At 64.1% G+C, this 11,409-nt stretch carries 13 protein-coding genes; 4 read left to right on the top strand and 9 right to left on the bottom strand.

Features of this window, described 5'->3' with window-relative positions; translation table 11 throughout:
• The first annotated feature begins 11 nt into the window (after positions 1 to 11).
• Positions 12 to 1,265 carry an aminomethyltransferase family protein gene (locus FJ430_RS07270; RefSeq protein ID WP_140704759.1) on the top strand — a complete coding sequence of 418 codons (1,254 nt, stop codon included), beginning with the start codon at positions 12 to 14 and terminating at the stop codon, positions 1,263 to 1,265.
• A 2-nt stretch (positions 1,266 to 1,267) separates the two neighbouring features.
• Positions 1,268 to 1,519: a hypothetical protein gene (locus tag FJ430_RS07265; protein WP_140704757.1), complete on the top strand. Its 252-nt coding sequence runs from the start codon at positions 1,268 to 1,270 to the stop codon at positions 1,517 to 1,519.
• Positions 1,520 to 1,651: 132 nt separating this feature from the next.
• Here FJ430_RS07265 and FJ430_RS07260 read toward each other — a convergent pair whose 3' ends face one another.
• The 4 genes from FJ430_RS07260 to FJ430_RS07245 form a co-directional block, all read right to left on the bottom strand.
• Positions 1,652 to 2,710 carry a dipeptidase gene (locus tag FJ430_RS07260; RefSeq protein ID WP_140704755.1) on the bottom strand — a complete coding sequence of 353 codons (1,059 nt, stop codon included), beginning with the start codon at positions 2,708 to 2,710 and terminating at the stop codon, positions 1,652 to 1,654.
• A 256-nt stretch (positions 2,711 to 2,966) separates the two neighbouring features.
• Positions 2,967 to 3,266: a GNAT family N-acetyltransferase gene (locus tag FJ430_RS07255; RefSeq protein WP_027166574.1), complete on the bottom strand. Its 300-nt coding sequence runs from the start codon at positions 3,264 to 3,266 to the stop codon at positions 2,967 to 2,969.
• Entirely contained in the window at positions 3,259 to 3,894 is a 636-nt protein-coding gene (locus tag FJ430_RS07250) for an alpha/beta hydrolase (protein ID WP_140704753.1), read from the bottom strand. Before FJ430_RS07250 ends, FJ430_RS07255 begins: the two co-directional genes overlap by 8 nt.
• 3 nt (positions 3,895 to 3,897) lie before the next feature.
• The gene (locus FJ430_RS07245) at positions 3,898 to 4,830 is read right to left on the bottom strand and encodes a VOC family protein (RefSeq protein WP_140704751.1); all 933 of its coding nucleotides are present in this window, start codon (positions 4,828 to 4,830) and stop codon (positions 3,898 to 3,900) included.
• Positions 4,831 to 5,046: 216 nt separating this feature from the next.
• On the opposite strand from FJ430_RS07245, the gene FJ430_RS07240 reads away from it, so the two are divergent.
• Positions 5,047 to 6,615, top strand: coding sequence for an alkaline phosphatase family protein (locus tag FJ430_RS07240; RefSeq protein WP_140704749.1), 1,569 nt, complete (start codon positions 5,047 to 5,049; stop codon positions 6,613 to 6,615).
• An 89-nt stretch (positions 6,616 to 6,704) separates the two neighbouring features.
• On the opposite strand, the gene FJ430_RS07235 is transcribed toward FJ430_RS07240, so the two are convergent.
• Positions 6,705 to 8,066 (bottom strand): PRC-barrel domain-containing protein, encoded by a 1,362-nt coding sequence (locus FJ430_RS07235; protein WP_140704747.1) that lies wholly within the window; start codon positions 8,064 to 8,066, stop codon positions 6,705 to 6,707.
• 245 nt (positions 8,067 to 8,311) lie between these two features.
• Here FJ430_RS07235 and FJ430_RS07230 point away from each other — a divergent pair, with 245 nt between their 5' ends.
• The gene (locus FJ430_RS07230; protein ID WP_140704745.1) at positions 8,312 to 9,232 is read left to right on the top strand and encodes a diacylglycerol/lipid kinase family protein; all 921 of its coding nucleotides are present in this window, start codon (positions 8,312 to 8,314) and stop codon (positions 9,230 to 9,232) included.
• A 7-nt stretch (positions 9,233 to 9,239) separates the two neighbouring features.
• On the opposite strand, the gene FJ430_RS07225 is transcribed toward FJ430_RS07230, so the two are convergent.
• From FJ430_RS07225 to FJ430_RS07210, 4 genes are all read right to left on the bottom strand, one after another.
• Positions 9,240 to 9,443 (bottom strand): hypothetical protein, encoded by a 204-nt coding sequence (locus FJ430_RS07225; RefSeq protein WP_140657984.1) that lies wholly within the window; start codon positions 9,441 to 9,443, stop codon positions 9,240 to 9,242.
• A 199-nt stretch (positions 9,444 to 9,642) separates the two neighbouring features.
• Complete coding sequence (locus FJ430_RS07220; protein WP_140704743.1) at positions 9,643 to 10,107, bottom strand: phage holin family protein; 465 nt, start codon at positions 10,105 to 10,107, stop codon at positions 9,643 to 9,645.
• Between the two features lie 6 nt (positions 10,108 to 10,113).
• Positions 10,114 to 10,440: a DUF883 family protein gene (locus FJ430_RS07215; protein ID WP_140648111.1), complete on the bottom strand. Its 327-nt coding sequence runs from the start codon at positions 10,438 to 10,440 to the stop codon at positions 10,114 to 10,116.
• Positions 10,441 to 10,517: 77 nt separating this feature from the next.
• A complete protein-coding gene (locus tag FJ430_RS07210; protein ID WP_140704741.1) occupies positions 10,518 to 11,279 on the bottom strand; it encodes a Crp/Fnr family transcriptional regulator in 762 nt (253 codons plus the stop codon).
• Between the last annotated feature and the right edge of the window lie 130 nt (positions 11,280 to 11,409).

The raw sequence follows: 11,409 nt of genomic DNA, 5'->3' as shown, positions 1-11,409 counted from the left end.
GGAACGCCGTCATGAACCATCATCCAACCATCAAGCCGTCAGCCGAAGCCCGTGCAGCCGCGCAATCCCACTTCCGCACGCTGCGGCTCGGCACGCCCTTCCAGCCACGCATTGACGCGCTGGGGCTGAAGCAGGATTGGTACAGTTGGGCCGGCTACCGCGCGCCGCATTCGCTGTGGGATGAGGAGCTCGAATATTTCGCCATCCGCAGTCAGGCAGCACTCTTCGACATCTCGCCGATGACCAAATACCGGGTCGAAGGTCCGGACGCCGAAGCCTATCTCGACCGCGTCACCTTGCGCGACGTGACAAGGCTGAAGCCCGGCCGCGTCCACTACACCGCCTGGTGCGACGACGAAGGTTTCGTGCTCGACGACGGCACTTTGTTCCGGTTCTCGCCGACACGCTTCCGGCTGTGCTCGCAGGAGCGGCACTTGCCCTGGCTGCTGGACAGCGCGATCGGCTATGACGTCAGCGTCGAGGAAGAGACCGAGGCGGTTGCCGGCTTGGCGCTGCAGGGCCCGACCTCGTTCGCCGTCCTGCGTGACGCGGGCTTTGCCGGCGTCGATCGGCTGAAGCTCTTCGACCTCGCCGAATTCGCGCATGATGGCGCTCCCCAAGGAACTGGCAAAGTCACCATCTCGCGCACCGGCTTCACCGGCGATCTCGGCTACGAGATGTTCGTGCCGGCGGACAAGGCGCTGAGCCTGTGGGACCGGCTGATGGCGGCGGGCGAACTGCGCGGGATCCGCGCCATCGGCTATACCGCGCTGAACCGCGCTCGCCTCGAAGCCGGGCTGATCGTCGCCAACAGTGACTTCACAGCTGCCGAGCACGCCATCCGCACGGACCGCCTGCGCATGCCGGACGAGATCGGCCTCGGCTTCATGATCGATCCGGACAAGGGCCACTTCAACGGTCGCCGCGCCATCCTGGAAGCCCGCGCCAAGAAGAGGCTTCGCCACGTGCTGGTCGGGCTGGAGATCGAAGGCAACATTCCCGCCGAGCATGCCATCGTCTACTACAAGAAAGGCCAGGAGGTCGGATTGGTCAGCGCGGCGATGTGGTCGCCCATGGCCAAGCGCAACATCGCGCTTGCCTCGCTGCAGCGGCCTTATGGCGATACCATCGTCGACGACCTCTGGGTCGAGATTTACGCCATGCGCGAGCTGCAGTACCAGAAGCTGATGAAGAAGGCGAAGGTGGTGCAGCGGCCCTTCATCAAGCTCGACCGCCGCACAGCCGATCCGCCCGCGGACTTTTGACCATGGCAAGCGAAGCGGAGGACCTGGAAGCGGAAGCCACCGAGCAGTGGCAGTTGGTCAACACGCCGCTCGGCGAGATGTGGTCCGGCCGCACCCGCTACGCGGCGGCGATGTTCTTCTTCAAGCGCGGCGAGATGAACGCCGAGACGCTGGAGGTCTACCGCATCTGCGCCCGGCTCGACGCGGAAAATCCCTTGCCGATCATCCGCGACCGCGGGGTCGGCAAGGACTGGCTGAAGCGCATGGGTGGTTAAGCAGCCCTTCACCTCGTCATTCTAGGGCGGAGCAACGAGCGAAGCGACGCGGCGCAGACCCTGGAATGACGAAGTGGGGAGCGTTCTGGCTCCAATCCCAGCGTCCCGGATTGTGCCTTCACACGGGGTGGCCTATCCGATCGTCCTTTCCAACACGCTCAACCAGTTGCGATAGGCGATCTTCTCGATCAGCGCGCGCCCGAAACCGCGCGCGGCGAGCGCGTCGATGAGCTTCGGCAGGCCGGCGACGTCGCCGATGGGGGCTGGGATCATGGCGCCGTCGAAATCCGAGCCTAGCCCGACGCCGTCCTCGCCCAGCGCCTGTAAAAGCGAGTCGATGTGGCGCACCATGACATCAATACTGGTGTCGGCATTCATGCGGCCGTCCTCGCGCAGGAAGCCGGTGGCGAAGTTGAGGCCGACCATGCCGCCCGACTCGCGGATCGCGCCGAGCTGCCAGTCGGTCAGGTTGCGCGAGTGGCCGCAGATCGCATGCACGTTGGAATGGGTGGCGACCAGCGGCGCGTCGCTCAGCGCCGCGACATCGCGAAAACCCTTCTCGTTGAGATGCGAGAGGTCGATCATGATCCTGAGCTGATTGCAGGCCTTGACCAGCGCCTTGCCGGCGTCGGTGAGGCCCGGTCCGGTGTCGGGCGACGACGGAAAGCGGAACGGCACGCCATTGCCGAAGGCGTTGGGGCGGCTCCAGACGATGCCCAGCGAGCGCAGGCCTGCGGCGTGCAGCACGTCGAGCATGGCAAGCCCGGGATCGATCGCCTCGACGCCTTCGATGTGGAACACCGCCGCGATCGAGCCCTTCGCCATCGCGTCACGCACATCGCCGGCGCTGCGGCAGACGGTCAACGCGCCGGCACGCTCCAGCCGAAACAGGATCGAGGCCATGCCGATGGTCGAGGTGATCGCCTCGGCCTGCGGCAGCTCCGGCGGCAGCGGTTCATTGTCGCTCGGCGCCGGCGGCACGGCGCTGCGCTTCGACTTCTCGACCGGCGGCGGAAAGATAGCGAACATGCCGCCGGCAAAGCCGCCCTTCCTGGCGCGCGGCAGGTCGATATGGCCGCCCGGCGTCCCCTCGATGAACAGCTTTTCGACGTCGGCTTCCTTCGACTGGTAGAGCCGAAGCAGCGTGTCGTTATGTCCGTCGAAAACGGGGATCAGGTCGGTATCGGTCATCAGGGAAGCCATTCAAATCGGGGACAGGCGGGACGACAGGTTTCGTCCGGGCGAACCGTCAACTTAGGCAAGATGATCGGGCCGTGCAAATGCCAAGGGCTTCTCCTTCTCCCCTTGTGGGCCCCCTATGGGAGAAGGTCGCCGAAGGCGACGGATGAAGGGGGGTTCCAGGGAATGCCGACGTCTCACCCCGCTGGAGCATCCCTCATCCGTCTCGGCGCCGCGCGCCGATCCACCTTCTCCCAGAAGGGAAAGCTCATTGCTTCAGCACATCCGCCCATTCCGGATGGCGGCGGAACTGGGCGTTGGCGAAGGGGCAGAGCGGGATGATCTTCTTGCCGGCCGCGCGTGCGTCCTCGACCGCGCGGGTGACGAGCCGAAGCCCGGCGCCCTGGCCGCGAAAGACATCCGGCACCTCGGTGTGGTCGATGATGAGCTGGTGCTCGCCGATCTTGGTGAAGGTCATCTCAGCCTCGGCGCCGCCGGGGCCGCGCAGCACGTAGCGTCCCTTGGAGCCGCGGTCCTCCAGTTCGATCTCGGGCAGTTGGTCAGCCATTGTTCTTGCCTCCTTCAGCGGGCGCGAGCGCGAACAGCCGCCGCGCCGCTTCGATTTCATTCGGCCGAACCTCATGCCCGCCGTCGTGCCATTCCACTGTGACATCGGCGCCGTCGGCGCGCGAATAAGCCTCGAGCCGCGATGTCAGGCTGGGCGGACAGATCGGGTCGCGCCTGCCGGCCGTGATCAGGATGCTGCGGCCGGCAAGGCTGCCCTGGATGCGTGGCTCGAACGGGATCAGCGGATGCATCAGCGCCGTGGCGTCGAACAGGCTCGGCTCGGCGAACACCACCGAAGCCAGGACGTTGGCGCCGTTGGAGTAGCCGAGGCCGAACACCGCCGAGGGTTTTGCCGCCTCGACTTGCGCCTTGACGAAGCCCGCCATCTTCGATGTCGCGCGTGCTAGGTCGTCCATGTCGTAGACGCCCTCGCCGGTGCGGCGGAAGAAGCGGGCGGCACCATGCTCCGACACGTCGCCACGTGGCGAGACGATCGTCGCCGAAGGCACAAGCTCGCGACCGAAACCAAGAAGCTGGTTCTCATCCGCGCCGGTGCCGTGGAAGACGAAGAGCAGTGGGCCGCCCGGCGAACCGGGCAGCACCTTGTGGATGTAAGCGTCCTTGCTCATGGCTCAGCCTTCCAGCTTCTGCAGATGCTCTTCGAGATAAGGCCGCAAATGCTGATGCTGCGTCGGCAGCTTCAGCGCCTCGCCGAGATGCGCGGTGTCCTCGTCGCGGTCGAATCCCGGTTCGTTGGTCGCCACCTCGAACAACACACCGCCCGGCGTGCGGAAATAGATCGCCCAGAAATAGTCGCGATCGATGACCGGCGTGACGCCATAGCCCGTGTCGATCAGCGCCTTGCGCACTTCGAGCTGTTTGGCGCGATCCTCGACCGCGAAGGCGACGTGATGCACCGAGCCGGCGCCGAGGTTGGCAAAGCCGGCGCCTGGCAGCGATTCGATGTCGACGACGTCGGCGCCATTGCCATTCTTGATCGCCAGCCGGCGGACGTTGCCGGACTTGTCGACCTCCTCATAGCCCATGAACTTCAAAAGCTCCTCGGTGGCGCCGCCATCCTTCAGCCGGAGCGAGACCGAGTGAAAGCCGCGGATCGCCTCGTCGCCGGGAACGCCGCCCTTGACCCAGGGCGCCCTTTTATCGGCCTTGTCCTCGACAAGCGCGAAACTGTCGCCGTCCGGACCGGTGAAGGTGAGCCGCTTCTCGCCGAAATTTTCCGTGCGGGCGACGTTGCCCACGCCCTCGTCGGCGAAGCGCTTTTCCCAATAGGCGAGCGTGCCTTCCGGCACCGAGAACACCGTCGTGCCGACTTCGCCGACGCCATGTCGGCCCTGGCCGATATCGGGGAACGGGAAATAGGTCATCACCGAGCCCGGCGTGCCGACCTCATCGGCGTAATAGAGATGGTAGACATCCGGTGCGTCGAAATTGACGGTCTTTTTCACCCGGCGCAGGCCGAGCTTCTTGGTGAAGAACTCGTTGTTGCGGCGCGCGTCGCTCGCCATCGAGGTGACGTGATGCAGGCCCTTGATCTGATTGAGCATGATCGTGCTCCTTCCCTTGTCCTTGTGCGGCCCTCGCCGCTGTCCACGCCAATATGAGGATCGGCGGGCCGGCGGCAAAGCGGGCAAACACAGAATGGACTGTGTCATAAAAGTGAACGACTGTTCAAAATATGTTCACCAATCCATCACCGGCTTCGGCTTGCAACGCCGGTGATTTCCGTTCCATCTGGGGCGCGCTTCCACAAGGAGACGATCTTGGACAATCCGACGAGCCGCCCGAATGTTCTCCTCATCACCTGCGACCAGTGGCGTGGCGATTGCCTGTCGGCCGCCGGCCACCCGGTGGTGAAGACGCCGAATGCGGATGCGCTCGCCGCGCAAGGCGTGCTCTTCCGCCGGCACTACGGAGGCGCAGCTCCTTGCTCGCCGGCCCGCGCCTGCCTCTATACCGGGCTCTACCAGATGAACAATCGTGTCTGCCGCAACGGCACGCCGCTCGACGCGCGCCATGGCAATATCGCGCTTTCGGCGCGCGCGGCGGGCTACGATCCGACCCTGTTCGGCTACACCGATGTCTCGCTCGATCCCCGACAACTCTCCCCCGAGGATCCGCGGCTGCGCAGCTATGAAGGCGTGCTGCCGGGATTCACCGTGCGCCAAGCCCTGCCCGAGCATCAGAAGCAGTGGCTGTCATGGCTGCAGGCGCAGGGCATCGACACCGGCGCCGGCAGCCCTGATATCCACCGTCCGGCCAACGGGCAAGCGGAACGCGACGTCACCAACGCGCCGCCCGTCTATTCGCAAGACCAGACGCCGACCGCTTTCCTGGCCGGCGAATTCATCCGCTGGCTCGGCGAGCAGGAGAAGAGCGTGCCGTGGTTCGCGCATGTCTCCCTCATCAGCCCACACCCGCCCTTCATCGTGCCGGAACCCTACAACACGATGTACGATCCAGGCGATGGTCCCGCCTTCCGGCGCGCTGCAAGCTGGCAGGCCGAGGCGGAAAGCCATCCCTATGTCGCTTACGATCTCGACCGGCAGAAGCGGACAAAATTCGTTCCCGGCATCGAAGGCAAGGTGCCGGACTGGAGCGAGGAGAATTTCCGCTTAGTCCGCGCGATCTATTACGGCATGATCGCCGAGGTCGACGCGCAGCTCGGCCGCATCTGGCGGGCGATCAAATCGGCGGACGCCTGGGACGACACCGTCATCGTGCTGACCTCCGACCATGCCGAGATGATGGGCGACCATTTCATGCTCGGCAAGGGCGGCTTCTTCGACGCCAGCTACCATATTCCGCTGATCATCCGCGATCCGCGCCGGAGAGCCGAGGCCGGTTCATCCGTCGACCGTTTCACGGAGGCGGTCGATATCTTCCCGACCTTGCTCGACCTGATCGGCGCCGCGCCACAGCGCCATCTCGACGGCCGTTCGCTCATGCCCTGGATCGAGGGCAAGAAGCCGGAGACCTGGCGCGACGCGGCGCATTGGGAGTTTGATTTCCGTACAGTCGCCAACGACGAAGCGGAGCGCCATTTCGGTATCGCATCGAGCGCCTGCAACCTTGCCGTCATCCGCACGGCCGAGTTCAAATATGTCCATTTCGGCGGTGGTCTGCCGGCGCTTCTCTTCGATCTCTCGAAAGACCCGGGCGAGTTGAACAACGTGGCAGGCGACACGGCCTATCTGTCCGTACGGCTTGAGTTCGCCGAAAGGATGCTCGCCTGGCGCGCCGCGCATCTCGATCAGTCGCTGGCATTGGCGGAACTGACGGAAGATGGCGTGGTCGGGTACGTGAGTCAGGCAGTAGGCAGTAGGCAGTAGGCAGTGAATATCCAAACCGTGGGTTGCTTTGCCAACTTTTCTTTCGTCTACTGCCTATTCCCTACTGCCTACTGCCTAATCCCTAATCCCTATTTCAACATCATCCGCTGCTGGTCGCGGTTGGCGGCATAACTGCTCTTGTCATAGGCCGTCTGCGCCTGCAACTGTTCCTTGGTGAAGTTGGTATAGAGATATTTCTTGCCGTTCTTGTCGGTCATGAATTTGAGCTTGTCCATGCCGATCGCCACTTCCTTGGCGCCGATGCCGAGGAAGCCGCCGACATCGACAATGACTGCGTCCGGCTTGTTGTCGGGCGTCAGCACGACATCGCCGATCGAACCGATCTTGGCATCGTTGGCGCCATAGACCGTCGTGCCCTTGAGGTCGTCGACACGGATGTTGCCCATCGGCATTTCGCTCAGCGTCGATTTGTCGATGGAAGCGGTCTTGGTCTGGTCGGTTGCGGCGGTGCCGTTATCGGCGGGCTTGTTCTCGGCCGTGCTCTGGGCCGGCGGCGTCGCAGGTTTGTTCTCGGCCGTCGACTTGGCGGGCTCTGCCGGTTTGGCCCCCTTGTCGGAGGTCGTATCCGAAGACACCACCGCGGGCGTGGTCGCCGCAGGAGCGTTGCTCGCGGCCGTCGTCGAGCCCGGCGCCGGATCATAGGCCTTGCGGTTGAAATCGGGCTGGGCCTGCAGTTCCTCCTTCGTCGTCTCGGCCACCAGCCAGCGGTCGCCGTTCTTCTCCGCCCATTTCGCCTTGGCGAAGTCATAGGTGACGTTCTTCGTGCCGATGCCGAGGAAGCCGCCGACGCCGATCACCAGCGACTCGGCCTTGCCGTCCTTGGCAAGCACGATGTCCTTCACGTCGCCGATCTTCTGGGCGTCGTCCGCGGTGCCGTTATAGACCGACTCGCCCATGATGTTGGTGGCGAGGTTGCCCTCGGCCTTGTTCACCGGCTCAGCCGGTGCGGCCGCTGGAGCCTGCGTCGTCGTATTGTTAGCGGGCTGCGTCGCGTCGGCCGACTGCGCTGGCGCCGGATCATAAGGCTTGCGGTCGAATGCCGGCAGAGCGTTCAGTTCATCTTTCGTGGACTTGGCGACTAGCCAGCGGTCGCCGTTCTTCTCGGCCCATTCCAGCTTGCCGTAGTCGAAAGCGACGTCCTTCTTGCCGACGCCGAGGAACCCGCCGACCCCGATAATGGCGGATTTGGCCTTGCCGCTGGAATCCAAGACGACATCGTCGACCTTGCCGATGTCCTGCGCGTCATCGCCGGTGCCGTTATAAACGGACTCGCCGATGATGTTCGTCATCAGCGCGCCATCCGAGCGCATGACCGGCGCCGGATTTTCGGCTGCTGGGGCTTGTGGAGCGGGGGCGGGCGTCGTCTGTGCTAAAGCGCCGCTTGCGAGCAGCGTCGCGATCGCGGTCGTCGCAAAAAGAGTGCGGATCATGATGGTCTCTCCTCGTGCCTGATTTGTATATGACACTGCCTCGACCAACCTCTGAGCGGCGGGTCGGGAGCGGCAGTGTCGACAGGTTCACAACGTCGTGACCGGGGTGTTGTTCCAACCACAACGCATCCACCACTGGCTGGAATCCTGAACCTCCGGTGGAACCTTTGCGGCCGCATCTTCGTTCCGGCGTGCGGCTGAGGGTCTGCCGGCTCAAACTGACCTGAAGCGACACGGAGTGGTGCATGCGGTTTGCTGCGGTGCTGAACCAGGACGGCGGCACGCTCCGCACCATCGATTTGGAAGCATTTTCCGAACAGTTGCGTCACACGCTCGAAGCGGCCGGACATTCGGTCGAGATCGATATCGTTGCCGGCCGCGACATCGCCACGGCGCTGGAGAAGGCCATCGCCAGGCGGAACATCGACGTCGTTCTTGCCGGAGGCGGCGACGGCACGATTTCCACCGCGGCGTCCCTCCTCATGAACAAGAAGAAGGTCCTGGCCATCTTGCCCGCCGGCACGATGAACCTCTTCGCGCGCGGCCTGGGCATTCCGCAGACACTGGAAGCCGCCCTGCAATCCTTCGCCGATGGCGAGGTGATCGCGGTCGATATGGCCAGCGCCAACGGCCAGCCCTTCGTGCACCAGTTCTCCGTCGGCATGCACGCTGAGATGGTTCAGCTGCGCGAAAAGATGGACTTCGGCTCGCGCCTTGGAAAGATGCAGGCATCCGTGCGCGCCGCATGGGCGGCGATCAACAATCCGCCTGCCCTCAAGGTCAGCCTGTGCGTCGGCAAGGCCGAGATCGTCACCCGCACCACCGGCATCGGCATCTCCAACAATCTGTTCGGCGAAGGCCATCTGCCCTATGCCGACAACCCGGCCGGCGGCGTGCTCGGCATCTATGTCAGCGTCGCGCGCCAGCGTCATCACTTGGCAAAACTCCTCCTGGACATGCTGCGCGGGAGGCTGCGCCAGAGCGCGCATGTCGAAGTGCATCAGGCAGGCAGGGCTGTGCTGAAGATCCACTCGCCCGCCAAAAAGTTCAGCGCGGTGCTGGATGGCGAACTGGTCAGGCTGGAACGCGAAACAACGATCGAGATTCACCCCGGCGCGCTGAAAGTGCTCGTTCCGGCAAGCAATGCGCAGGCAAGGGCGGCATGATGCGGGGTCAACCGCCCTGGACGGATTTCTGAGCCGCAGGCGGCGCTTCCGGCACGGTCTGCTGCGTCGTCGGCGATTTGATCAGTTCGCCGTAAATCTCGACTGCCCCCCACGCGATGAAGGCGAGCAAGAGCCCGGCGATGAGGATCCTGAGCGCATGCCAGCCCCAATGCCCCTGGCGTGCTTTGTCTTCGGGTACGATCTTGGTCACTCTTGGCCTCCATGCTGCGCGGCGGCGGGCGCTTCAGGTACGGTCGGGTAACGGGTCTTGATCGGGAAGGTTCCGAACCAGGAATGACATCCGCCGCCTTGCCCAAGTCAGCGACGTTGGCCACGAGTTCCGCCGGCGTCCTCGCCCGCAGGAAAGATGCCGCCGAGCCTCCCTGAGGTCCCGGCGTTTCCTGAACCGCTTACGACATGTCCTGCGGGTCCTGCTTCGGTGGCGTGGGCTTGGCGTTCTCACGATAGATGGCGTAGGCGACGACCGCCAGGGCGGGCGCGATGGCGGCTCCCAGCCCGCCCTTGCTCTTGGCAAGGGCCGGAAGCAGGGCAAGTGCCGCAGTAACGCCCAGCGCGGTCATGTCGGCCTGCCGCCGTCTTGCGCGCCGCCTGTTGCGCATGCTGGTCGTCAGCTTGTGAATGAGGAGGATGAGCCCGGCAAGCACCAGGAAGCCGATGCCGAAGCCGAGGCTGCTCGCCACCGGCCCGTAGCGTGCCGCCAGCCAGATATAGGCGGCGCCGATGAGGAAACCGACGCCGCACAGAGCAAAAACGGCGGCAAGTCCGTAAAGGATTGCCGTCGTCCGCGCCCTGTGCAAGGCGGCCATGGCCTCGCCCGAGGCGAGGGCCGAGATCAGCGAGACAAGCGCCCCCATCTGCGGTTAGCGGCGGGAAAGCAGGGCGAAGAGGAAACCGACGCCCGCCGCGATGGCCAGCGACGTCACCGGCTTCTCCCGCACTTTGGCGATCAGTTGCGCTTCGATGTCCTCGGCATTTCCCCGCATGCTCTCGAACGCGGCTTCGCCCTGCGCCCGCAACTGCTCGACGCCATCCGCGGCGGCGCGACGGGCCGCGCCATAGCCGTGTTGACCGGTCTTGGCGAGCTGCTCGGTAAGTTTCTGGATATCCGCCTTCAGTTGCTCGATATCGGCCTCGAGGTCGGCAGTGGTTGCTTGGTCCGTTGCGGATTTGCCTGCGGCGGTTGCCATTCTCTAACTCCTTGCGTTTGCGTTGGTTTCAACGCCCGTCCAGCGCCATGGTTCCGGTCGTCGCGACCCTAGGCATCCTAGATGAGTGGCCTGCGTTCCTCGCCCAGTCCCTCCCATCGGGCAAGCTTCTTCAGTCCATCATAGTCGATCACTTCGCAGCCGCCATCTCGCCACATCACGAGCTTGCGGTCCATCAGCTTGCGGATGGTCTTGTTGGTATGGACCAGCGAAAGGCCGAGCGTGTCGGCGATATGCTGTTGTGTGATCGGAATCTGCACCGGTGTCTTGCCATTCAATCCGGCGCTGCGCGCCCGACCGGCGATGAAGGCGACGAGATAGGCCGCTCGTTCGAGCGCGGTGCGGCGGCCGATGCTGAGCAGGTTCTCGTCCAGCATGCGCTCCTCGCGCGACGCGATCCAGGTGATGTCATAGGCAAGGCCGGGATGGTTGCGATAGAGTTCCTGCAGCTGGTCGCGTTCGAAGACGCACAGCAGCATCGGCGACAGCGCTTCGACCGAATGCTGCATCTCGCCCATCAGGCTTCCCTGCAGGCCGATGAGGTCGCCGGGCATGGAGAAATTGAGGATCTGCCGACGTCCGTCGGGCAAAAGCTTGTAGCGGAACGCCCAGCCGGACAGCACGGTATAGAGATGCGCGCTGTGGCTGCCTTCGACCAGGACTGTCGCCCCCTTGTCGACCGCAAGTTCACCGCGCTTGAAGGTGCCGATGAATGACAATTCCAGCTTGTCGAACTCACGGAACGCCGGCAACGGCCGCAACGGGCACTTTTCACAAGGATATTGACGGCTGGCAGCCGCGCGTGCGCTTTGGCCGGACATTTCGACCCCTCTTCGAAATCCCTGCCCTTATGGGCGCAAGGAAACGCCTGAGACCGGCAGGAGTTCCGTGAGACTGGGATCCATGTCTTTTTTAAATGACATGGCGGCCAATTCCGCGCATGAGTGCGGT

The organism is Mesorhizobium sp. B2-8-5, from assembly GCF_006440675.2.
Taxonomy (GTDB): domain Bacteria; phylum Pseudomonadota; class Alphaproteobacteria; order Rhizobiales; family Rhizobiaceae; genus Mesorhizobium.
The sequence above is the reverse complement of the archived record's forward strand: the minus strand, read 5'-3'. Positions and strand labels throughout refer to the sequence as shown.

Coding starts and splice junctions, on each gene's coding strand:
- FJ430_RS07270 (WP_140704759.1), top strand. CDS start 12: ATGAACCATCATCCAACCATCAAGCCGTCAGCCGAAGCCCGTGCAGCC.
- FJ430_RS07265 (WP_140704757.1), top strand. CDS start 1,268: ATGGCAAGCGAAGCGGAGGACCTGGAAGCGGAAGCCACCGAGCAGTGG.
- FJ430_RS07215 (WP_140648111.1), bottom strand. CDS start 10,440: ATGGCAACCGCCGCAGGCAAATCCGCAACGGACCAAGCAACCACTGCC.
- FJ430_RS07250 (WP_140704753.1), bottom strand. CDS start 3,894: ATGAGCAAGGACGCTTACATCCACAAGGTGCTGCCCGGTTCGCCGGGC.
- FJ430_RS07245 (WP_140704751.1), bottom strand. CDS start 4,830: ATGCTCAATCAGATCAAGGGCCTGCATCACGTCACCTCGATGGCGAGC.
- FJ430_RS07235 (WP_140704747.1), bottom strand. CDS start 8,066: ATGATCCGCACTCTTTTTGCGACGACCGCGATCGCGACGCTGCTCGCA.
- FJ430_RS07255 (WP_027166574.1), bottom strand. CDS start 3,266: ATGGCTGACCAACTGCCCGAGATCGAACTGGAGGACCGCGGCTCCAAG.
- FJ430_RS07220 (WP_140704743.1), bottom strand. CDS start 10,107: ATGGGGGCGCTTGTCTCGCTGATCTCGGCCCTCGCCTCGGGCGAGGCC.
- FJ430_RS07210 (WP_140704741.1), bottom strand. CDS start 11,279: ATGTCCGGCCAAAGCGCACGCGCGGCTGCCAGCCGTCAATATCCTTGT.
- FJ430_RS07230 (WP_140704745.1), top strand. CDS start 8,312: ATGCGGTTTGCTGCGGTGCTGAACCAGGACGGCGGCACGCTCCGCACC.
- FJ430_RS07260 (WP_140704755.1), bottom strand. CDS start 2,710: ATGACCGATACCGACCTGATCCCCGTTTTCGACGGACATAACGACACG.